This window comes from Streptomyces sp. NPDC091289 (assembly GCF_044757365.1).
Taxonomy (GTDB): domain Bacteria; phylum Actinomycetota; class Actinomycetes; order Streptomycetales; family Streptomycetaceae; genus Streptomyces.
This window is the reverse complement of the sequence record NZ_JBIVUT010000025.1, coordinates 82,217-102,873: the sequence shown is the minus strand read 5'-3', so window position 1 is coordinate 102,873 and position 20,657 is coordinate 82,217. Positions and strand designations below refer to the sequence as shown.

General features: G+C 72.8%; 18 protein-coding genes. 4 read left to right on the top strand and 14 right to left on the bottom strand.

Annotated features, from left to right (window positions below; genetic code table 11):
* Window positions 1-32: 32 nt before the first annotated feature.
* Window positions 33-536: an NUDIX domain-containing protein gene (locus ACIQPT_RS29695; RefSeq protein WP_401160279.1), complete on the top strand. Its 504-nt coding sequence runs from the start codon at window positions 33-35 to the stop codon at window positions 534-536.
* On the opposite strand, the gene ACIQPT_RS29690 is transcribed toward ACIQPT_RS29695, so the two are convergent.
* From ACIQPT_RS29690 to ACIQPT_RS29665, 6 genes are all read right to left on the bottom strand, one after another.
* The gene (locus tag ACIQPT_RS29690; protein ID WP_401160277.1) at window positions 500-2,248 is read right to left on the bottom strand and encodes an ABC-F family ATP-binding cassette domain-containing protein; all 1,749 of its coding nucleotides are present in this window, start codon (window positions 2,246-2,248) and stop codon (window positions 500-502) included. The genes ACIQPT_RS29695 and ACIQPT_RS29690 overlap by 37 nt on opposite strands.
* A 285-nt stretch (window positions 2,249-2,533) precedes the next feature.
* Window positions 2,534-3,574 (bottom strand): NAD(P)-dependent alcohol dehydrogenase, encoded by a 1,041-nt coding sequence (locus ACIQPT_RS29685; protein ID WP_401160276.1) that lies wholly within the window; start codon window positions 3,572-3,574, stop codon window positions 2,534-2,536.
* A gap of 133 nt (window positions 3,575-3,707) precedes the next feature.
* A complete protein-coding gene (locus tag ACIQPT_RS29680; RefSeq protein WP_401160274.1) occupies window positions 3,708-4,520 on the bottom strand; it encodes an SDR family NAD(P)-dependent oxidoreductase in 813 nt (270 codons plus the stop codon).
* Window positions 4,517-5,251: a TetR family transcriptional regulator gene (locus ACIQPT_RS29675; protein WP_401160273.1), complete on the bottom strand. Its 735-nt coding sequence runs from the start codon at window positions 5,249-5,251 to the stop codon at window positions 4,517-4,519. The genes ACIQPT_RS29680 and ACIQPT_RS29675 overlap by 4 nt, the downstream gene beginning before the upstream one ends.
* Before the next feature lie 75 nt (window positions 5,252-5,326).
* Entirely contained in the window at window positions 5,327-6,526 is a 1,200-nt protein-coding gene (locus ACIQPT_RS29670) for a PP2C family protein-serine/threonine phosphatase (RefSeq protein WP_401160271.1), read from the bottom strand.
* Between the two features lie 233 nt (window positions 6,527-6,759).
* Window positions 6,760-7,527, bottom strand: a complete 768-nt coding sequence (locus ACIQPT_RS29665) for a GNAT family N-acetyltransferase (protein ID WP_401160269.1) — start codon at window positions 7,525-7,527, stop codon at window positions 6,760-6,762.
* A 522-nt stretch (window positions 7,528-8,049) separates the two neighbouring features.
* On the opposite strand from ACIQPT_RS29665, the gene ACIQPT_RS29660 reads away from it, so the two are divergent.
* Window positions 8,050-8,943, top strand: coding sequence for an RNA polymerase sigma factor SigF (locus ACIQPT_RS29660; protein ID WP_401160267.1), 894 nt, complete (start codon window positions 8,050-8,052; stop codon window positions 8,941-8,943).
* A 325-nt stretch (window positions 8,944-9,268) separates the two neighbouring features.
* Here ACIQPT_RS29660 and cobT read toward each other — a convergent pair whose 3' ends face one another.
* The 6 genes from cobT to ACIQPT_RS29630 all read right to left on the bottom strand — a co-directional run bounded on the left by cobT (window position 9,269) and on the right by ACIQPT_RS29630 (window position 18,103).
* Complete coding sequence (gene cobT, locus ACIQPT_RS29655) at window positions 9,269-12,928, bottom strand: nicotinate-nucleotide--dimethylbenzimidazole phosphoribosyltransferase (RefSeq protein WP_401160265.1); 3,660 nt, start codon at window positions 12,926-12,928, stop codon at window positions 9,269-9,271.
* A 333-nt stretch (window positions 12,929-13,261) separates the two neighbouring features.
* Window positions 13,262-14,500, bottom strand: a complete 1,239-nt coding sequence (gene cbiE / locus ACIQPT_RS29650) for a precorrin-6y C5,15-methyltransferase (decarboxylating) subunit CbiE (protein WP_401160263.1) — start codon at window positions 14,498-14,500, stop codon at window positions 13,262-13,264.
* 109 nt (window positions 14,501-14,609) lie between these two features.
* Window positions 14,610-15,296 carry a GNAT family N-acetyltransferase gene (locus ACIQPT_RS29645; RefSeq protein WP_401160261.1) on the bottom strand — a complete coding sequence of 229 codons (687 nt, stop codon included), beginning with the start codon at window positions 15,294-15,296 and terminating at the stop codon, window positions 14,610-14,612.
* 102 nt (window positions 15,297-15,398) lie between these two features.
* Window positions 15,399-16,265, bottom strand: a complete 867-nt coding sequence (locus ACIQPT_RS29640) for a MetQ/NlpA family ABC transporter substrate-binding protein (RefSeq protein WP_401160260.1) — start codon at window positions 16,263-16,265, stop codon at window positions 15,399-15,401.
* An 87-nt stretch (window positions 16,266-16,352) separates the two neighbouring features.
* Window positions 16,353-17,024 (bottom strand): methionine ABC transporter permease, encoded by a 672-nt coding sequence (locus ACIQPT_RS29635; protein ID WP_401160258.1) that lies wholly within the window; start codon window positions 17,022-17,024, stop codon window positions 16,353-16,355.
* Entirely contained in the window at window positions 17,021-18,103 is a 1,083-nt protein-coding gene (locus tag ACIQPT_RS29630) for a methionine ABC transporter ATP-binding protein (RefSeq protein WP_401160256.1), read from the bottom strand. Before ACIQPT_RS29630 ends, ACIQPT_RS29635 begins: the two co-directional genes overlap by 4 nt.
* A gap of 601 nt (window positions 18,104-18,704) precedes the next feature.
* Here ACIQPT_RS29630 and ACIQPT_RS29625 point away from each other — a divergent pair.
* Window positions 18,705-19,064 (top strand): hypothetical protein, encoded by a 360-nt coding sequence (locus tag ACIQPT_RS29625; protein ID WP_401160254.1) that lies wholly within the window; start codon window positions 18,705-18,707, stop codon window positions 19,062-19,064.
* A gap of 1 nt (window position 19,065) precedes the next feature.
* A complete protein-coding gene (locus ACIQPT_RS29620; RefSeq protein WP_401160252.1) occupies window positions 19,066-19,506 on the top strand; it encodes a hypothetical protein in 441 nt (146 codons plus the stop codon).
* Between the two features lie 37 nt (window positions 19,507-19,543).
* Here ACIQPT_RS29620 and ACIQPT_RS29615 read toward each other — a convergent pair whose 3' ends face one another.
* Together ACIQPT_RS29615 and ACIQPT_RS29610 are read right to left on the bottom strand one after the other, a co-directional pair.
* The gene (locus ACIQPT_RS29615) at window positions 19,544-20,047 is read right to left on the bottom strand and encodes a GNAT family N-acetyltransferase (RefSeq protein WP_401160250.1); all 504 of its coding nucleotides are present in this window, start codon (window positions 20,045-20,047) and stop codon (window positions 19,544-19,546) included.
* A gap of 46 nt (window positions 20,048-20,093) precedes the next feature.
* Complete coding sequence (locus ACIQPT_RS29610) at window positions 20,094-20,639, bottom strand: sigma-70 family RNA polymerase sigma factor (RefSeq protein WP_401160248.1); 546 nt, start codon at window positions 20,637-20,639, stop codon at window positions 20,094-20,096.
* Window positions 20,640-20,657: the final 18 nt, after the last annotated feature.

Genomic DNA, 20,657 nt, shown 5'->3' with positions numbered 1-20,657 from the left:
GCCCCGCACTCCGCCGCAGCAGACTTGACGCCATGTCGACCGGCAGGCGCAGTGCGGGGCTTCTTCTCTTCCGGGTCACGGACGCCGGGGGCGAGCGGGATGTCGAGGTGCTGATCGGGCACATGGGCGGGCCGTTCTGGGCGGGGCGGGAGGCGGCCGCCTGGTCGGTGCCGAAGGGCGAGTACGGGTCGGAGGAGAGCGCGGAGGCGGCCGCCCGCCGGGAGTTCACGGAGGAGCTCGGCGTTCCGGTGCCGCCGGGTGAGTGGATCGCGCTCGGCGAGTCCCGGCAGCGCAGCGGCAAGACGGTGACCGTGTGGGCCCTGGAGGCGGAGCTGGATGTGGCGTCCGTCGTGCCGGGGACGTTCACGATGGAGTGGCCGCGCGGGTCCGGCGTGCAGCAGGAGTTCCCGGAGATGGACCGGTTCGCCTGGTGCACGCCGGAGCAGGCCGCCGAGCGGCTGATCGCCGGTCAGCGGGTGTTCGTCGACCGGCTGCGCGCTCAGGTGCGCGGGACGGCCTCCTCCTCCGACGCGTAGGCCGGGGCCGGGACCGGAACCGTGCCCACCTGGCGGCCGGCCCGCAGTTCCAGGACGTCGCCGGTGAAGCGGGACCGGAAGCTGCGGTCGTGCGAGACGACGACGACCGCGCCCGGGTACTGGTCGAGGGCCTGCTCCAGCTCCTCGACCAGGCTCAGCGCGATGTGGTTCGTCGGCTCGTCCAGCACCAGCAGATCGGCCGGCCGGGTCACCAGCCGGGCCAGGGCCAGCCTGCGCTGCTGGCCGACGGAGAGCGACGCGACGGGCACGTCGAGGTCCTCGGGGCGGAACAGGCCGAGGGCCAGGAGCTCGTCGGCGTACTCGTCGGGGAAGCCGGGGCGGCCCGCCGCGAAGGTGGCGAGCAGGGTGCGCCGGGTCGGCCGGGCGGGCAGTTCCTGCGGGAGGTAGCCGATGCGGGCGTGGCGGGTGACCGTGCCCGTGTCGGGGGCCAGGTCGCCCGCGAGGACCCGCAGCAGGGTGGTCTTGCCGGCCCCGTTCTCCCCGGTCACCAGGAGGCGGGCGCCCGATGCCACGCGCAGGGAGGGGAGGTGGAGGCGGTCCCCGACGGAGACGGCGTCCAGCTCGACGAGTGTCCTCGCGCCGCCCGCCGCACCGGCCCCGGTGACGCTCATCGCGGGGTCCGCCGCGCCGGTGCCGGTGGCCACGGCCGGGCGGCCGGTGAAGGCGAGCGGGCGGGGCGGGGGCGGCACGGGAGACCTGCGCAGGGCGTCCAGCCGGGTCCGGGCGGCTCTGACCTGGCCGGACAGCTTCGCCTCGTGCGAGCGGCGGTGCTTGCCGAAGCCCTGTTTCGGGTCCCCTCCGGTGGCCGCGAGCCGCGCTCCGGCCGCCTCGACCAGCTCCTCGGTGCGGGCCAGGTCCGCCAGGTACTCCTCGCGCGCCTGGACCCAGCGGCGGCGGGCGGCGGCCTTGGCGGTGCGGTAGCCGTCCCAGCCGTCCCCGTACCGGGTGACCGTGCGCAGGTCCCGGTCGACCTCCAGGATCACCGAGGTGACGCGCTCCAGGAACGCCCGGTCGTGGGTGATCGCCACGACGGTGCCCCGGTGGGCGCGCAGGTGGTCCTCCAGCCAGCCGACGGCGCGGGCGTCGAGGTGGTTGGTCGGCTCGTCGAGCAGCAGCAGCTCCGGGGCGGCGGCCAGGACGCAGGCGAGGGCGAGCCGGGACTGCTCGCCGCCGGAGAGTGTGGCGAGGGCGCGGTCCCGGGTGAGGTGGGCGAGGCCCAGTCCGTGCAGAGCCGCTTCGGTGCGGGCGTCCGCCCGGTAGCCGTCGCGGTCCTCGTAGGCGGTGAGGAGGTCTCCGTACGCGGCGAGTTCTTCGTCGGTGGGCCCCGGGTCGCCGGGCTTCCGCTCCGAGAGGCCCGCCTCCGCCGCGCGGATACGGTGCTCGAGGTCGCGCAGTTCGGCGAGCGCCGCGTCGACGGCGTCCTGCACGGTGTCGGCCGGGTCGAGGTCGAGGGTCTGGGCGAGGTAGCCGGTGGAGCCGGGGAACCGGACGGTGATCTCTCCGGTGTCCGGTTGTTCCGTTCCGGCCAGCAGCCGGAGCAGGGTGGACTTTCCGGAGCCGTTCTCGCCGATGACGGCGGTCTTCTCACCGGGCCGGACGGTGAGGGTCACCTGGTCGAGTACGGAGCGGTCCCCGTACGCCTTGGAGACGTCCTTCATGGCCAGTTGGGCGCGGTCGCGCTGGGGGTGCATGGGTGCCTTTTCCCTGTTTCCTGGGTGACGGCCCGCGGCGGCGCGTGCGGAGACGCGCGGTGGCGGGGCGTGGATGCCGGACGGCGGAGGGGACGGCGGCGGGCGCGCGGGGTGACGGTGACATCGTCAGCGTCACCGGGCGTCTCAGCGGGACGCGTGGTGCGGCGCGCGGCGGCCGTCCGGGCCGGGAATCAGCGGAAGAAGTAGAAGCGGTACGAACCCATGTCGGCCAGTCTAACGGCGGGCGGGCGGACCTGCCGAGAGTTTCCGCCCGCCCCGAGGAGTTCAGCCGTTGGGGAGGATGACGGCCCGGCCGTTGATCCTGCCGTCGTGCAGGCGCTCGTAGGCGAGCGGGGCCTCGTCGAGGGAGTACGTCTCCACATGGACGTCCACCGCCCCGGCGTGGGCCAGGTCGAGGACCTCGGCGAGCTCCTTGCGCGAGCCCCAGTAGGGGGCGCAGACGTTGGCTCCGTACGGAAGCGTCCCGAAGCCGACCGGGAGCGCGCCGCCGCCGATGCCGACGATGGTGACGTCGCCGTCCACGCGGGCGACGGCTCCGGCCGTCCGCACGGTGGGCGGCGCTCCGACGAAGTCGAGGACCACATGGGCGCCGAGTCCGCCGGTCAGTTCCAGGACGCGGGCGGCCGCCTTCTCGTCGGAGAGGACGGCTTCGTGCGCGCCGACGGTCCTGGCCAGGGCGAGCTTGTCCTCGGTGACGTCGAGGGCGATCACCCGGGCGGCCGTCATGGCGCGCAGCAGCTGGATCGCGACGTGACCGAGGCCGCCGGTGCCGATGACGACGGCGGTGGAGCCGGGCACCAGCTTCGCCAGGGAGCGCACGATCGCGTGGTACGGGGTGAGTCCGGCGTCGGTGAGGGGCACCGTCTTCACCGGGTCGAGGTCGCCGATCGCGATCAGGTGGCGGGGGTCGTCGACGATCATGTACTCGGCCATCGCGCCGGGTGCGCCGAGTCCGGGCGGCATGATGCCGAGCTCCTTGGCGCGCAGGCAGTAGTTCTCCTTGCCCTCGGCGCAGTTCACACAGGTGCCGCAGCCCCAGGGCCCGTACACCGCGACGGAGTCGCCGACCGCGAAGCCGTCGACGCCGTCACCGAGGGCGGCGACCGTGCCGACGCCCTCGTGGCCCAGCGTGAGGGGCAGCGGGAAGGGGATCTGGTCGGCGGGCCAACTCATCACGGCGATGTCGGAGTGGCAGACGCCGGCGGCGGTGACCTTCAGCAGGACCTGGCCGGGGCCGGGCTCGGGGTCCGGGACGGTGACCACCTCGGGGGCGGCGCCTGCGGCTCGGTACTGAACGGCTCTCATGGGTGCTTTCCTCGCTTCTTCTCTTCTTTACTTGCTCTCTTGTCGCCCCGTGTGTTCGTCGCTCCCTTTGTCGCCCCTGTGTCCCCCGTGCGCCACTCGGGCTCCGTCACAGGGCTCCGTCACAGGGCTCCGGTCACGGAGCGGAGTAGCCGCCGTCCACGAGGTGGTAGCTGCCGTGGATGAAGGAGGCCTTGTCGGAGAGCAGGAAGGCGGCGAGTTCGGCGACCTCCTCGGCGGTGCCGAGGCGTCCGGCCGGGTGCAGGGAGATCAGGTGCTCGCGGGCCCCCGGGTCGGTGTTCCGCAGGAGCGGGGTGTCGATGAAGCCGGGGCCGACCGCGTTGATCCGGACGTTCTGCCCGGCGTACTCGAGCGCCGCGGTCTTGGTGAGGCCGACGACGCCGTGCTTGGCCGCGACGTAGGCGGGCGATCCCGCGAAGCCGTTGGTGCCGAGGATGGAGGACATGTTGACGATCGCGCCGCCGCCCGCGGCGACGATGGCGGGCAGTTCGTAGCGCATCGAGTGGAAGACGCCGCTGAGGTTGGTGGCGACGACGCGGTTCCAGTCCTCGACCGGGTACTCACCGGTGGGGCTGCTGGGGCCCGCGATGCCGGCGTTGTTCACGGCCAGGTGCAGGGCGCCGAAGGTGTCCACCGCGAACCGCACGCCCGCTTCGACGGAGGCCGGGTCGGTGACATCCATCGCGACGGCGGCGGCCCTGGCTCCGGTGCTCTCCAGCTCGGCCGCGGCCTTGCGCGCGTTCCCCTCGTCGTGGTCGGCGACGACGACCGCCGCACCGCCGGCGGCGAGCCGCCGGGCCAGGGCGAGGCCGATGCCGGAGGCGCCGCCGGTGACGAGGGCGGTGCGGCCCTCGAATTCGGCCGAAGCCGAGGTCGATGTCGATGTCGAGGCCGCAGGGGTGGAGCTGTGCTCGGTGGGGGTGCTCATGAGGGTGCCTCTGTTTCTGCTGCTGCTTGTTCTGCTGCTGTTTCTGCTGTTTCTGCTGTTTCTGCTGTTTCTGCTGCTTCTGTGGTGCGGTGCTGCTCCGGAGCGGGGCGCGGTGCGCCGAGCAGGTCGGCGGAGAGCGCGTCGAATGCCTCGGTGACCAGGTCGGGCAGGGCGTCCGGGCGGCCCCCGCGCACCCAGGCGGCCTGGGCGGCGAGCAAGGCGCCCGCTCCCGCGGCGACGGTCACGGCGGGCCGGATGTCCTGCCGCGGATCGACGCCGAGCCGGTCGGCGACGATGGCGACCGAGTCCTCCTGGGCGTCCACCCGGATGTGGTGGAAGACGGCGTAGAGGGTCGGTTCCTCCTCGGCGACGACCAGCAGGTCGAAGATCCGGGGGCGGCGGTGCCAGGGCTCCGCCCCGGGGTCGGCGAGCCAGTCGAGGACGGCCCGCCGGTAGGCGAGGAGCGGGGGTTCCGGGGCCGGGCGGGCGCGGAGGGCCGCGTTGATGCGGTCGCCGTCGCCCCGCAGGGAGTCGAGGGCGGCGGCCTCCTTGCTCGTGAAGTACCGGCTGAACGTACGGCGGTCGACGTCCGCGGCTTCCGCGATCTCCTCGACCGTCACGTTCCGCAGCCCCCGGTCGAGCACCAGCTCGAACGCGGCCTGCGCCAGGGTGTCGCGGGTGCGGCGCGCCTTGCGGCTGCGCCGTTCCGGGATCTTCCGTTCCGGAGTCATACATGCACCGTACACCTGAAAATGTCCCCACGAGACATCAGTCTCGTGGGGACATCACTCGTCTCGTGCCGGAGGTCAGACCGCCGCTACGCGCAGGGCCGCCTCGTCGGCGGCCCCGGGCCGCCCGCTTCCGTCGGCGGTGGCGCGGCGCAGGGCGAGCGCGGCGACATCGTCGCGCCGGACGCCTCCGGAGAAGTCCTCCAGATCGACGTGGAGCGCGTCGAGCAGTTCGCGGGGCCCGTGCCCGGCCCAGGACCCGATCCGCTCGTCCAGCGGGTAGAAGTCACCGGCGGCGTCGCGGGCCTCGGTCACCCCGTCGGTGACGACGAGGAGCGTCGCGCCCCGCGGGAAGTCGAAGGACTCGGTCGTCCGGGCCTCCCGGCTGAGTCCGGCGAGGCCGAGGGGGACGTACGTCCGATGGAGCGTGACGGCCGAGGTCCGGCCGTCGTGCAGCAGGCGCGGCGGGAGGTGGCCGCAGTTCACGGCCTCCACCCGGCCGCTCCCGTCGAACCCGAGCACGAGCGCGGTGACGAAGCGTTCGGTCTCACCGGTCTGGGCGGAGAACACGTTGTGCCGGACGACGGCGTCCTCCAGCGCCTCCACCACACCGGTGAGCGTGGGTTCGCGGATGGCCGCCTCGCGGAACGCGGCGATGGCCGCGAATCCGGCGCCGATGGCCGCGAGCCCCTTGCCCTGGACGTCCCCGATGATCACGCGGGTCCCGTAGGGCGACTCGACGACCTCGTAGATGTCGCCGCCGACGAAGCGGTCCTCCTCGATCGGCTCGTAGAGCCCGTGCGCGAAGACGTGGTCGGTCACGACGGGGAGCGGCCGCAGGATCTGGCGCTGCAGGGTGACGGCGGCGGACCGCAGCCGCGCCATCTCGGTGGCGTGCCGGATACGTGCGGCGCAGGCGGCGACCCCGAGGGCGCAGGCCAGTACGGCGAAGCCGATGCCGAAGACGAAGTCCCAGAAGGTCCCGTCCGCGCCGACCCGGAAGCCGACGACGACCGTGGTGATCCACACCGCGACCCAGATCGTCTGGCGGAGACTGCAGTAGACGGAGGCCAGCGCCGGGACGACCACGAGCAGCGGGACCACCCGCAGGTCGTTGCCCGTTCTGACGTCGAGGAACACGACCAGCACCGTCAGCAGTGCAAGACCGCAGACCAGCGCCCCGTTGCCGATCCGGCTCCGGGACGCCGCCTCGATGCCCGTGTCCGGGCCGGGCCCGGCACCGCTCCGGCGCCGTACCTCGCTCCGCTTCTGTGCCATGTCCAGCAACCTCATGGGCACGGCCTGTCCTCCCGCTGGTCTCTCGGCGCCGCCCGCAGTTTCGGCCGGTCCCTTCCAGTTGACCGGGGTGCGGACGTCCGCGCAGGAGGGCTTAGGGCCCCGAGCGGGCGCCGAAGGTCCCGCTCGGGACTTCCGGCCCGGGACCTCCGCCCCGGTACGGGGTGACTCAGGTCCCGCCCTACCGGCACCGGCGCCCGTTTTCGGCCACCCGGTCAGCGCAGCGAGGGGCTGCGGGTCCCGTCGGCCGACGGGAGCGTGGCGGGGACGAGGGCGGCGAGGAATTCCGTACGCCGGCGGAGCCGGAAGCCGAGGGACTCGTAGAGCCGTACGGCTCCGGTGTTGGAGGCGGAGGCATGCAGGAACGGCGTCTCGCCGCGCTCCCGGACGCCGTGTGCGACCGCCAGGACCAGCCGGCTCGCCAGCCCCTGCCCCCGTACGGACTCGTCGGTGCAGACGCCGCTGATCTCGGTCCAGCCGGGCGGGTGCAGCCGCTCCCCCGCCATCGCCACCAGGGTGCCGCCCCGGCGGATGCCCAGATACGTACCCATCTCGACCGTGCGCGGCAGGAAGGGGCCGGGGCGGGTGCGCGCCACCAGGTCCAGCATCTCCGGCACGTCCTGCGGGCCCAGCCGGACCGCCTCCGGGTCGGGTGCCGCGTCCACCGAGTCGTCGACCAGCTGGACGCCATCGGCCCGGAAGACGATCTCCCAGTCCGGCGGCGGCGGTGCCTGGAGCGCGGCCAGGGCGACGGAACCGCCCGGCCCGGCGAGCGCCGCGAGATCCGCCCAGTCCTGGTCCTCCGGGGCGTCGGGCAGCGCGATCCAGGGGGAGACGTCGACGGGATAGCGCAGGATCCGCCCGCGGCTCTCGGCGAAGTGGGCGTGCGGACCGGTGAGCGAGGACCGGGCGGGGTTGTCCAGCGGATGGAGCCGGGAGGGGGCATCGGTCCGGGGCCGGGGCCGGGTGGGGTTCTGGGTCATGGTCTTCCTCGTTCCGTCCTTCGCTTCGCGCGGTTCCTCGGCGGCGGTCGCCCGGTCCCCCGGACGGCGGGTGCCCGGCGCCGGGGGGCTATGCCCCGCCAAAAGCGGAAAGCCGGTGGGTCCGGCACGTATTCCGCGAGGGGAGTCTGTTCATCACACCGCAATCAAGGGGGCGTGCAGATTGCCCCGGCGCGCGCCCGCGTGGGCGAGCGGCGAAATCGACTCATCCGTAGGCCAATACGCGCCGCTGCGGTCCCAACGGCCGCCCGCCTGTGGCACTCTGGTGGCGACCGCCCCACCGGGCTCCCCCGTACCGGTGGGGCGGTTCTTTGCGCCTCCGTGGCCGGTGCCCTTGGCCCGCCCTTCAGGTGACGGCACCTCAGAACCGAACCAGGCCTGCTTCCGGCCCACTCGCACCGTGTGGCCGGATCAACTCCCTCCGCCGCGCATGAGAAGCGCGCCCCCGGGAAGGCGAACAGACCTCAGGGCCCACGAACCAGGAACCAGGGAGCGTGAAGCGACATGACCGTGCACAGTGCGCAGACCGCGCGGACCGCGCGGACGGCCGGTACGGAGCGGGCGGCCGCCACCGAGGAGCTTCTTCCGTGGATCGAGGATGCCGGGAAGATCGCCCCGATGGACGCGCGCCGGCTGTCACGTCTCTTCTTCGACCGCCTCCAGGTCCTGGAGGAGGGCACGCACGAGTACCAGTACGCGCGCAACACCCTCATCGAGATGAACCTGTCCCTCGTCCGCTTCGCCGCCAACCGCTTCCGTAACCGTGGCAGCGGCGACATGGAGGACATCATCCAGGTCGGCACCATCGGGCTGATCAAGGCGATCGACCGCTTCGACCTCTCGCGGGAGGTCGAGTTCACGTCATTCGCGGTGCCGTACATCGTCGGGGAGATCAAGCGGTTCTTCCGTGACACGAGCTGGGCGGTGCATGTGCCGCGGCGTCTCCAGGAGCTGCGGGTCGACCTCGCCAAGGCGAAGGAGTCCCTGGCGGGCGACCTCGACCGGGACCCCACGGTGCGGGAACTGGCAGAGGACCTGGGGATCGAGGAGTCCGAGGTCACGGAGGGGATCGTCGCCTCCAACGGCTACACGGCGGGCTCCCTGGACATGCCGACCGACACCGCCGAGGCCGGGCCCGGTCAGAACGCGGGACGGACCTTCGCCGATGTGCTGGGCGAGCCGGACCCCGCCATGGAGACCGTGGAGAACCTCCACGCACTCGCACCCCTGCTGGGCGAACTGGACGAGCGGGAGCGCCGGATCATCGACATGCGTTTCGGCCAGGAGATGACCCAGGCGCAGATCGGCGCGGAGCTCGGGATATCGCAGATGCATGTGTCCCGGCTGCTGAGCCGGATGCTGGGCAAGCTGCGGAACGGGATGCTCCCCCAGGAGTGACCTGGCCGTCGCGAGCCGCCCCGTCGGGCGGCGGACGGCGGACGGTGGACGGTGGGCGGTGGACGGGAGTGGCGGGGGGGGGGGGGGGGGGGGGGGGGGGGGGGGGGGGGGGCGCCCCCGGGGGGGGGGGGGGGGGGGCCCCCCCCCGCCTGCGGCGGGCCCTCTCCCCTACCCGCCCCTTCCCGAAACCGGGGCTCCGCCCCGGACCCCGCTCCTCAAGCGCCGGAGGGGCTGGATATGCCCAAGCCTCTGGACAGGAGCGGGGAGCGGGGAGCGGGGAGCGGGGAGCGGGGCAGGAACTTCCAAAGACCGGCCGGGTGGCGCCCTACTTCTCCGTTACGCCCGCCGAGTCGAACGTCGCCACCTCGTGCATCGCGCGCGCCGCGCTCTGCACGATCGGGAGCGCCAGCAGCGCGCCGGTGCCCTCGCCCAGGCGCAGGTCGAGGTCGACCAGCGGGCGCAGGCCCAGCTTGTTGAGCGCGGCGACGTGGCCGGGCTCCGCGCTGCGGTGGCCCGCGATGCAGGCGGCCAGTGCCTCGGGCGCGATGGCGCGGGCGACCAGGGCCGCCGCGCCCGCGCTCACGCCGTCCAGGATCACCGGCGTACGCAGGGAGGCTCCGCCGAGGAGGAAGCCGGCCATCGCCGCGTGCTCCAGGCCGCCGACCGCCGCGAGCACGCCGATCGGGTCGGCCGGGTCCGGCTGGTGCAGGTCGAGGGCGCGGCGGACGACGTCGACCTTGCGGGCGTGCATCTCGTCGTTGATGCCGGTCCCCCGGCCGGTCACCTCGGAGGCGTCGATCCCCGTGTACACGCAGATCAGCGCGGCCGACGCGGTGGTGTTGGCGATGCCCATCTCGCCGGTGAGCAGGGCCTTGTTGCCCGCCGCCACCAGGTCGCGGGCGGTCTCGATGCCCACCTCGATCGCGGCGAGGACCTCATCGCGGCTGAGCGCGGGGCCCGTCGTGAAGTCCGCCGTCCCCGGGCGCACCTTGCGGGGCAGCAGGCCGGGGGTCGCGGGCAGGTCCGAGGCCACGCCGACGTCCACGACGCAGACCTCCGCGCCGACCTGGGCCGCGAACGCGTTGCAGACGGCTCCGCCGCCCAGGAAGTTCGCCACCATCTGGGCGGTGACCTCCTGCGGCCAGGCGGTGACGCCCTGGGCGTGCACCCCGTGGTCACCGGCGAAGATCGCGACGGCCGCGGGCTCCGGGATCGGCGGCGGGCACATCCGGGAGAGCCCGGACAGCTGCGCGGAGATGATCTCCAGCATGCCGAGCGCGCCGGCGGGCTTCGTCATCCGCTTCTGGCGTTCCCACGCCTCGCCGAGCGCCTTCGCGTCCAGCGGGCGGATCGCCGAGATCGTCTCCTGCAGCAGGTCGTGCGGTTCGGCGCCGGGCAGCGCGCGACGGCCGTACGTCTCCTCGTGGACGACCCACGACAGCGGGCGGCGCTTCGACCAGCCCGCCTGCATCAGCTCGGGCTCCTCGGGGAACTCGTCGACGTAACCGACGCAGAGATAGGCGACCACTTCGAGGTGCTCGGGCAGGCCCAGGGCCCGCACCATCTCCCGCTCGTCGAAGAAGCTGACCCAGCCGACGCCGAGGCCCTCGGCGCGGGCCGCGAGCCACAGGTTCTCGACGGCGAGGGCCGAGGAGTACGGCGCCATCTGCGGCTGGGTGTGCCGGCCGAGGGTGTGGCGCCCGCCGCGGGTGGGGTCGGCGGTCACGACGATGTTGACCGGGGTGTCGAGGATCGCCTCGATCTTCAGTTCCTTGAACTGCTTCGCCCGGCCCTTGGGCAGCGATTTGGCGTAGGCGTCGCGCTGGCTCTGGGCCAGTTCGTGCATGGAGCGACGCGTCTCCGCCGAGCGGATGACGACGAAGTCCCACGGCTGCGAGTGGCCGACGCTCGGCGCGGTGTGCGCCGCCTCCAGCACCCGGAGCAGGACCTCGTGCGGAATCGGGTCGCTGCGGAAGCCGTTGCGGATGTCCCGGCGCTCGCGCATGACCCGGAGCACCGCTTCCCGTTCGGCGTCGTCGTAGCCGGGGGCGGGCGGGGTGAACGGCTCGGCGGGCTCCTCGGGCTGCTCTGTCGGCACGGCCTGCTGCGGTGCGTCGGCCTGCGTCTGCGGTGCCTCGGTGTCCTGCGGTGCCTCGGCCTGTGTCTGCGGGGCGGCGGGCTCCGTCTGCTGGGCGGGCTCCAGCGGCTCCGGGAGCTCCGGGGTCTCGATGACCTCGGGGCCGGTGCCGTCCTCGGCGTCGGGCGCGACCACTTGGGCTGCTTCTGCCTCTGCCTCTGCTTCGGCTTCTGCTGCCGCTACTGCCGTCGTTGCCTCTGCCGGCTCGGGGGCCGGGGCCGGGGTGGCTTCCTGCTCCGTTACGGGGAGCTGCTGGGCCACCGCCTCAGCCACGGGCTCCTCGGCGACGGGCTCGGGCTGTACCGGCTCGGGGGCGACCGGGCTCTCGGTCACCGGCTCCGGAACCGCGACGGCCTCCGGGATCTCGGTCACCGCTACGGCCGGCACCGGCTCGGGGGCCGGCTCGACGGGCTGCTCCTGCTCGGGCAGCACCACCGGCACAGGCTGTTCCTGCTCGGGCCGTACCACCGGCTCGGCGACGGGCGGAGCCTGTGCCGGGGCCGGGGTCTGGGCCTGGGGCTGAGCCTGGACCTGGAGTTCGGGGGCAGGGGTCTCCGCCGGGGCGGCCTGTGCCTCGGGCTCCGGGGCCACCGCCACGGCGTGCGCCTCGGAGGTGGCCGCCATCTCGTCGGCCGGGTGCTGGACAGGTGCGTCCGCAGGAGTCTCCGGCTGGGTCGCCTCGGGCGCCGGGACGACGACCGGTCCGGCGGAAGGCAGCTCCACGGCGGCGGCCGGCTCGGGAACGACCGGCTCGGGAACGACCGTTTCTGCCGGAACGGCCTCCGGGGCCGACTCCGGCTGCGCAGCGGCAGCGGCCTGCACCGCCTGGTCCGGCTGCGTCGGCTGCGTCGCCTGGTCCAGATGCTCGACCGGGGCCGCCTCAGCCACCTCAGCCACCTCAGCCACCGGGGCGGACACCGTCACCGGCTCGGCCGACTGAACCGGCTGAACCGGCGGAACCACCTGGGCCGCCTCGACCGACTGCTCGGCCTGGGCCTCGGCCACCGCAGGCTCCGCGACGAGCGGCTCGGCCACCGGCTGCTCGGCCACCGCGGGCTCCGCCACCGGCTGCTCGGCCTCGGCCGGCTGCTCCAGCGGCTGAACCGCCTCTGCGACCGCCGCCTCCGCGACGGCCTGCTCCGGCTCCGGCTGCGCCGGCTGGGCCCCCCACGGGGCGCCGGCCTGCGGCGGGATCTCGCCCAGCTGCGGGCCCGGCAGGGCCGAGGGGTCCTCGGCCGGGATGTCGAAGTACTCGGGGCCCGTCGTCGGTGGGCCCGCGTGGCGTGCGGGAGCGGCGGTCCGGGTGGCTCCGGCCGGGCCGCGGTCGGCCAGCGAGCGCACGACGCCGCCCTGCGTACCGCCGTACGTCGGGGCCTCGGCGGAGGCGGGGCCCCGGTGCAGGGGGCGACGGGCGGGAGCGGCGGCCGCGTGGGCGCCGACCGGTGCCGGCGCCTGCGCGGGCGCCGGGATCCGTACGCCGTTGAGGTCCACGGAGCCGGTGTCGCGGCCACCGGACTCATGGGTGCCGTGCGTCTCGGCGGCAGCGGGGGCCGGGGCGGACTGGAGCTGCTGCGCGGGAACCTGGGGCTGGGGCTGCTGCCCACCGTTCTCCGGCGCGAGCGGCTGCGCGGCCGGCGCGCCGGGCTGGCCCTGTGCGGGGGCCGGGGCGGCCTGCGGGTCGCTCCAGGCGCCCTGGGAGGTCGGCATCAGCAGAAGGTCGTCGTCCTCGGGGGTGTGCTCGGAGGGGTCGAGGAAGGTGTACGCGTCCGGGGCGGGGATGCCCGGCTGCTCCACCATGCCTGCGTTCTCCGGCAGTCCCTCGCCCGGGATCTGGCCGGTGTCAGTCATGCGTACCCCTCGCCCATCGTCAGTGCTCCTTCGGCCCTTCGCCCGGGACGCCGAACCACGGCACGCCGGTGCTCGTCATCAAGAACGAGCGGGCTCGCCGCGCGGCACGAAACGCCCGCGGAGCTTCCTATTCTCGCGGCCGTTCGCCGCCGCGACAGGCAGTTCTGCCACGGCTCACTGTGGACTGCGCCACGTTGCGCGTCCCCCGGGTGGTGCCGTACCACAGTGCGGACCAAAACGGTCCACTTTTCCGGACATTGACGAACGAAGCGACGAACGGCCGGGCGCGGTACAACAATCGGCCAGCCTACCTCGCGTACCGGGCCGAACGGGTCAGGGGGCGAGGTCCGAACGCCGTGCGGACAGCAGGAACACGACCGACCTTTCGCGCTCGGTCCAGGCGGTGGTGTCCAGGTCGACGGACTGGAGCAGGGCGCATTCGACCGTATAGCCGTTGCCGGTGAGCGCCCCACCGAGGGCCTCGGCCTCGTCCCGGGTCGAGGCGTGGGTCACGATGCGTTCGGGGCGGCGGTCGGCGACCGCGGTGGCCACCGGCACTCCCCCGCCGCCGATCCGTACGACGTCCGGTTCGGGCAGCCGTTCCAGGACGTGCGGGGCGCGGCCGCGGACGACCTGGACGGGGACGCCGAAGGCGCGGGCGGCGGCCTCGGTGCGGGCGCAGGCGGCCGGGTCGGCGTCCACGGCGAGGACCGCCGCGCCGAAGCGGGCCGCCTCGACGGCCAGGGCGCCGCTGCCGGACCCGATGTCCCAGACCAGGTCGCCGGTGCGGGGGCCGAGGCGGGCGAGCTGGGCGGCCCGCAGGCCGGGGAACTCGCCTTCGCCGGACTCCTGCATCCGCTCGGCCCCGGCGGCCCGGTAGGCCTCGGCGGGCAGGGCCCAGCCCCGTATCCCCTGGGGGTAGGCGGGCTGGCGGCCGGCGATCCAGGCGCCGACGGCGGTGGTCTCGGGGCCGCCGCCGATGACGATGACGACGTTGGGGTCGCGCCAGACGTGGTCGGCCGCTTTGTCGGAGGTGAGGACGGTGACGCGCTCGCGGTCGGTGCCGAGTTCCTCGCAGATGACGAAGGTGCGGTGGATCCCGTCGAGGAGGAGGGCCAGTTCGGCGGGTCCGGCGCCCGGCGAGGTGAGGACGGCGACCTTGTGGTGGGCCCGGCAGACGTTGACCGCGCGGCGCAGGGTGCGGGGGTGGGCGACGACGATCTGGGCGTCGTCCCAGGGCATGCCGGCCCGGGCGAAGGCGGTGGCCACGGAGGAGACGGCGGGGACGACCTCGACCTCCAGGCCGTGTTCGCGGGCGCGGAGTGTGCGGACGACGCCGAAGAAGCCGGGGTCGCCGTCGGCGAGGACCACGGCGCTGCCGCGGTGTCCGGCGATCCTGCGGGCGGCCAGGTCGACGCTGCCGAGGCGGATGCGTTCGGCGTTCGGGGGCACTTCCGGCAGGGCGAGGTGGTGGGCGGCGCCCGCGACGAGCGTGGCGGCCGAGAGTGCGGCCGTGGCCGCTCTGGTCAGTGGCGAGCCGTCCCAGCCGATCACCGTGACCCGGTCGGCCATCGTCGTCTGTCTCCTGGGGTGTCGGAGGGAGCGGGGCGTGTGCCCGTGCACTGCCGGGCAGGGTGAGGCTATCCGGTCGGGACCGTGGGCCCGCGGGTGGCCTCGGGTGCTAACGCCAGTCGTTGTACGTGCCGTAGTCGCCGGCGTCGGCGAGCTGTTCGGCGACGCCTTCCAGGTCCTCGGGGAGGAGTCCCCAGACGATCAGGTCGGTGCGGATGTCGGTCCAGCCGCCGTCGGTGCCGTTCTCGGTCCGGGTGCGGGCGATGCGGGCGTTGCGCAGGACGCCCTCGCTGATGCAGCCGAGCTTCTGGGCGACCTGCTGGGATGCGGTGTTGTCGGCGGGGGTGCGCAGCTCGATGCGTTCGAAGCCCTGGTCGCGGAAGAGCCATTCGGCTATGGCGAGCACGGATTCGGTGGCGTACCCCTCGCCGCGGGCCCAGGGGGCGGTGATGTAGCGGACCTCGGTGGCCCGGGTGCGCCAGTCGGTGTTGAGCAGGCGGACGCTGCCGACGAGCCGCTGGGTGAGGAATTCGGTGACGGCGAGGGCGATGCCGTGGCCGGCGGTGCGTTCGGCAGGAGCGATCCTGCGGACCCAGCGTTCGGCGTCGACCTGGGTGTAGGGGTTCGGCCCGTCCATCCAGGCGGTGACCATCTCGTCGTTCATCATCTCGATGTACGCGGGGATGTCGGCCATCTCGAAGGGGCGCATCACCAACCTGTCCGTACTGATGGAGATGGACGGAAAGGTGGTAGTCATGCGCAGCTCCATGCCGAAGACCGGGTAAAAGCACAGCATGCAGCATCGGGTCCGCCTTGTGCATGGGCGGGTCGGCACGACGGAGCCCCGCACCTCCGGGGAGGGAAGTGCGGGGCTCGGTCGGCAAGTGCCGGGCAGGCGTCAGGACTTGGCGGGGGTACCGAAGGCCGGGACGATCGAGCCCTGGTAGGTGTCCTCGATGAACTTCTTGACCTCGTCGGAGTTGAGGAGCTTCGCGAGCTTCTCGACGCGCGGGTCCTTCTCGTTGCCGGCCTTGACCGCCAGGAAGTTGGCGTACGGGTTGCCCTCGGCCTTCTCCAGGGCGAGGGAGTCCTTGGCCGGGGAGAGCTTGGCCTCGATGGCGTAGTTGCCGTTGATGACGGCGGCGTCCACGTCGTTCAGGGCGCGGGGCACGGTGGCGGCCTCCAGCTCCTTGAACTCCAGGCCCTTCTTGTCGGTGATGTCGCTCAGCTTGGCGCTGGTGCCGACGCCGTCCTTGAGGGTGATCAGGCCGTTCTCGGCGAGCAGCTGGAGGGCGCGGCCGCCGTTGGTGGTGTCGTTGGGGACGGCGATGGTCTGGCCGGCCTTGATGTCCTTGAGGTCCTTGACCTTCTTGGAGTAGAGGCCGAGCGGCTCCAGGTGCACGTCGACCACGGGCACGATGGTGGTCTTCTGCTTCGCGTTGAAGTCGTCCAGGTAGGGCTTGTGCTGGAAGAAGTTGGCGTCGACCTGGCCGTCCTGGGTGGCGGTGTTCGGCAGGACGTAGTCCGTGAACTCCTTGACCTCCAGCTTGAGGCCCTCCTTCTCCGCCAGGTTCTTCTTGACGAAGTTCAGGATGTCGGCGTGCGGCGTCGGGGACGCGGCGACGACCAGGGCCTTGGAGGTGTCGGCCTTCGCGCCGGTCTCGCTCTTGGACGCCGGGTCGGAGTCCGTACCGCAGGCGCTCAGGCCCAGGGCGAGGGCGGCGGCGGAAGCGACAGCTGCGGTGATCTTGATGTTCTTGCGCACGAAAAGTGCCTCTTTCTTGTGGTGGTGGTGCGCCCGGACAAGGAGTTCGGGCTCGGTGGGGAAGAAAGTCGGGGGGGGCCGGTGGCCTCAGGAGACGGTGCGGCCGCGGCGGGCCAGCAGCCGGACGGTGAGGTCGCCGATCAGCTGGATCACGGTGACGATGACGATCAGCAGCGCGACGGTGATCAGCATGAACTGGTTGTCGAAGCGCTGGAATCCGTAGGTGACGGCCTTGGAGCCGAGCCCTTCGCCGCCGACCGCACCGGCCATCGCGGAGTAGCCGATGAGCACGATGAGGGTGGTCGTGACACCCGAGACGAGCGAGGGCAGGGCCTGCGGGAGGAGCACCTTGCGGACGATCGTGGGGATGGAACCGCCCATCGACTGGACCGCTTCGACGAGTCCGTGGTCGACCTCGCGGATCGCCGTCTCGACGAGCCGGGCGAAGAACGGGATGGCGCCGACGGCGAGCGGCACGATCATCGCGGTGGGGCCGATGAAGGTGCCGACGACCCAGGTGGTGAAGGGGATCAGGGCGATCAGCAGGATGATGAACGGCAGCGAGCGGCCGATGTTCACGATCACGCCGATGACCTTGTTCACCACGGTGTTCTGGAGCAGTCCGCCCTTGTCGGTGAGGACCAGCAGAACGCCGAGCGGCAGTCCGCCGGCGACGGTGACCAGCGCGGACCACAGCACCATGTAGAGGGTGTCGACGGTGCCCTGGGTCAGCAGGGGCTGCATTTCGGACCAGGTCACTTGACGGCCTCCTTGGTGAGCGGGGCGGGCGTCTGCTGCTCCGGCACGACGGTGATGGTGTCCTGCGGAGCGTTCGCGTCCTCGACGACCTCGGCCTGGAGGCCCTGCTCGCGCAGGAAGCCGATGGGGACGACGTTCTCCTCGAAGCGGCCGGGCAGCTCGATGCGCATCCGGCCGATCTGCTTGCCGCCGACGGTGTCCATCGCGGCGCCGAGGATCGAGATGTCGATGTTGTACGTACGGGAGAGCTGGGAGATGACCGGCTGGGAGGCCGACTCCCCCTGGAAGGTGACGTCGACGACCGTGCGGTCCGGGCCGGAGGCGGTCCCGCCGACCGGGAACAGCTCGTGGGCCAGTTCGGAGCCGGGGGTGGCGAGGAGTTCGCCGACGGTTCCGGACTCGACGATCCGGCCGCGCTGCATGAGGGCGGCGGAGTCGCAGATGGTCTTGACGACGTCCATCTCGTGGGTGATGAGCAGGACGGTCAGGCCGAGCTGCTGGTTGAGGTCGCGCAGCAGCTGGAGGATGGAGCGGGTGGTCTCGGGGTCGAGCGCGGAGGTCGCCTCGTCCGAGAGCAGCACCTGGGGGTCGCCCGCCAGGGCGCGGGCTATGCCCACGCGCTGCTTCTGGCCGCCGGAGAGCTGACCGGGGTAGGCCTTCGCCTTGTCGGCGAGGCCGACCAGGTCGAGGAGGTCCTTGGCCTTGCGGGTGCGCTCCTGGCCGGATATCCCGAGGATCTCCAGCGGCAGTTCCACGTTGTCCAGGACGGTGCGGGAGTCCAGCAGGTTGAAGTGCTGGAAGACCATGCCGATGCGGGTGCGCGCCCGGCGCAGCTCGGCGCTCGCCCGCCGGCCGCGGCCGGCCAGCGCGGTGAGGTCCTGGCCGGCCACCGTCACGGTGCCGGAGGTGGGGCGTTCCAGGAGGTTGACGCAGCGGATGAGGGAGGACTTTCCGGCGCCGCTCTGTCCGATGACGCCGTACACCTCGCCTTCGCGGACGTGCAGGTCGACGCCGTCGAGTGCGGTGACCTCACGGTCGCGCGACTGGTAGACCTTCGTGAGGCCCGTCGTGGTGATCACAGGGGTTTCCGTCACTGTCGAGTGCGCGGCGCGGTGTCCGCCGGGCACGGGGCATTCGTCCGAAGAGACTGTTCGGGCTGTTCGGCCGGGGGTCTCGGCATGGCTGTACGCGGCGGTCGGCCGGGGGGCAGCACATGCGCGGGCGCGCTCATTTCCGCGGGGTGCGGACGGCGCGGGCTCGGTCTCGCTTCGGGGCGCGAGGATCGGGCGGGGGCCCTCAGAAGGCGCGCATTCGACACATACAACGAGCACCGGGCGTGCTGATCGCCTCGGTCGCAAGGGTGCGGCTGCTCGTCGTGGTCATGGGCCAAGTAAAACAGACGTGAGGTCTCCGCGATCCCGGCTGTCCGGATAGCGGACAGTGCTGGATGGTCGGACGCCACCCTTCCGGTTCTGCCGCCCTCCGCCCCGTACGCGTCTGTGACCTGCGATGACAAGGGTGTTGCGGGGGTACGTTCAGTGCCGCCCGGGTGGCCGGGGAGCGGAACTTCGTCCGCCGGTTGTGGCCAAGGCCACGGTGCTCGGCGCCGGGGTCGTGGTCGCCTCCGTGGTGGCCGGGGCCGCACGCGGGCGGGCGTTCCGTCCGTAATACCCTCGACTCATGCTTGACGCCCTGACGGTCGCGGTCGCCGTGGCCGCGCTCGCCCTCGCCGCCTGGTGCGGACACGCCGCCTACCGGGACCAGCCGACGAAGGACTGGCACTTCATCGGGATGGCGGTCGTCACCGTGCTGGCGCTGGCCCAGTTGGTGGTGGGCGTCGTGCAGCTGGCGCGCGGGGAGCGGCCGGAGCAGGGGATGGCGGTGTTCATCGCCTATCTGATCGGTTCGTTCGCCGCCGTGCCCGCGGCCGGATTCCTGTCGTTGACCGAGCGGACCCGCTGGGGCTCGATCACGGTGGCGGCGGGCGCGATCGTGCTGGCGGTGCTGGAAGTCCGGCTCTATGACATCTGGGGAAACTGACGTGAGCGACACCGACCGCCCCGAGGTGGCCACGGCCCCGAAGCCGGCCTTCGAGCTGGGCACCGGTCCGGGCCGGGTCCTGGTCTGGTTCTACGGGGTGTTCACGGTCGCGGCGGCCTCACGCTCGATCGTCCAGATCATCATCGATTTCGACCGGGCGCCGCTGGCGTACGTGCTGTCGGCCGTCGCGGCCGTGGTGTACGGCTTCATCACGTACTCGCTGGTGCGCGGTGGGGAGAAGGCCCGCAGGGCGGCGCTGGTGTGCTGTGCCGCGGAGCTGCTGGGCGTGCTGGTCGTCGGCGCGTGGACGCTGGCCGAGCCGGCCGCCTTCCCGGACGCGACCGTGTGGTCGGACTTCGGGATGGGCTACCTCTTCATCCCGGTGATCCTGCCGGTCACCGGGATGATCTGGCTGCGCCGCGCGAAGACGGTGGCGGTCTGAGGGTCTCCCGTTCCGTCCCGCCGCGCGCGGCGCACGGTCAGGCGCTGGCCACGTAGTCCCGGTCGGCGGCGTCCTTCTCCAGCAGGATGAGGCGTACGCCGTCGGCTCCTGTGACGGCCCCGACCTGGGCGTATCCGGCCTTCCGGTAGAGCCGCAGATTGCTCTCGCTGCGGTGGCCGCTGTGCAGCCGGTAGCGGGTCGCCGCCCGCTCGGCGGTCAGCGCGGACTCGGCGGCCAGCAGCAGCCGGGCGCCGAGGCCGTGGCCCTGGAGCCGGGGGTGGACGCAGAGCTTGCCGATGAGGCCCGTGCCCTCGGGGTCGGTGAATCCTCGGACCGAGCCGACGACTTCGTCCCCGAGCCTGGCCACGAACACCAGGTCGTCGGCGACTTCGGCGCGCAGCGAATCGAGGCTCTGGACGAGCGGGTCGATCCGGTAGTTGTCGTACAGCTCCGCCTCGCGCTGGAAGCAGAGGTACTGAAGTCTGAATATCTGCTCGACGTCCTGTGCCGTCGCCGCCGAGATGGTCACGCTCATGCCCATGTGTGCACGCCTCCCGCTCACCTGTCCGCCGGTTGCCTACCGCTCCCTATCCCCGCACGGATGGGGCGACAACCTCCGCAGCCAGCATTCTGCGCAGACATCCAAGGCAACGGGAACGGATCGGGCCCAAGCTCCCCTGTGACATACCCAACTCCCCTGCGATTTCCCGGTAGGTCGGGTCGCCGGGGGCGAGCAGCGCCTCCAGCAGCCGGGGGCAGCGTCCGGGCAGTCGTGCCATCGCGGAGCGCAGCGCCCGGCGTTCGGCGGCCCCGAGGGCGGCACGTTCCGGACAGTCGGCCGGTCCGGTGGCGGGTTCCGTTCCGGCGTACGGGCGTTCCCGCCGGGCGGTGCGGCGTCCGCGGCGGGCCTCCGCCCGTACGGTGTCGCGCACCCAGCGGGCCGCGTCGGCGGGCGGCCCGGCGGCCGCGGGGCGCTCCAGCAGCCGCACCCAGACGCTCTGTTCGAGGTCGGCGGGATCGACCCCGGCGGCCGGGGCCTCCGCCCTCGCCTCCGCGCGGACCAGGGGGTGTAAGGCGCGGACGACGAGGGCGGTGGCGGCGGCCGGGTCGAGGTCATGATCGAGAAGCGTCATGCCCCGGCGGACGTAGGG

Coding starts and splice junctions, on each gene's coding strand:
- ACIQPT_RS29690 (WP_401160277.1), bottom strand. CDS start 2,248: ATGCACCCCCAGCGCGACCGCGCCCAACTGGCCATGAAGGACGTCTCC.
- cbiE (WP_401160263.1), bottom strand. CDS start 14,500: ATGGCCGACCGGGTCACGGTGATCGGCTGGGACGGCTCGCCACTGACC.
- ACIQPT_RS29615 (WP_401160250.1), bottom strand. CDS start 20,047: ATGGGCATGAGCGTGACCATCTCGGCGGCGACGGCACAGGACGTCGAG.
- ACIQPT_RS29680 (WP_401160274.1), bottom strand. CDS start 4,520: ATGAGCACCCCCACCGAGCACAGCTCCACCCCTGCGGCCTCGACATCG.
- ACIQPT_RS29685 (WP_401160276.1), bottom strand. CDS start 3,574: ATGAGAGCCGTTCAGTACCGAGCCGCAGGCGCCGCCCCCGAGGTGGTC.
- ACIQPT_RS29625 (WP_401160254.1), top strand. CDS start 18,705: ATGCTTGACGCCCTGACGGTCGCGGTCGCCGTGGCCGCGCTCGCCCTC.
- ACIQPT_RS29665 (WP_401160269.1), bottom strand. CDS start 7,527: ATGACCCAGAACCCCACCCGGCCCCGGCCCCGGACCGATGCCCCCTCC.
- ACIQPT_RS29645 (WP_401160261.1), bottom strand. CDS start 15,296: ATGCTGTGCTTTTACCCGGTCTTCGGCATGGAGCTGCGCATGACTACC.
- ACIQPT_RS29670 (WP_401160271.1), bottom strand. CDS start 6,526: ATGGCACAGAAGCGGAGCGAGGTACGGCGCCGGAGCGGTGCCGGGCCC.
- ACIQPT_RS29660 (WP_401160267.1), top strand. CDS start 8,050: ATGACCGTGCACAGTGCGCAGACCGCGCGGACCGCGCGGACGGCCGGT.
- cobT (WP_401160265.1), bottom strand. CDS start 12,928: ATGACTGACACCGGCCAGATCCCGGGCGAGGGACTGCCGGAGAACGCA.
- ACIQPT_RS29695 (WP_401160279.1), top strand. CDS start 33: ATGTCGACCGGCAGGCGCAGTGCGGGGCTTCTTCTCTTCCGGGTCACG.
- ACIQPT_RS29610 (WP_401160248.1), bottom strand. CDS start 20,639: ATGACGCTTCTCGATCATGACCTCGACCCGGCCGCCGCCACCGCCCTC.
- ACIQPT_RS29675 (WP_401160273.1), bottom strand. CDS start 5,251: ATGACTCCGGAACGGAAGATCCCGGAACGGCGCAGCCGCAAGGCGCGC.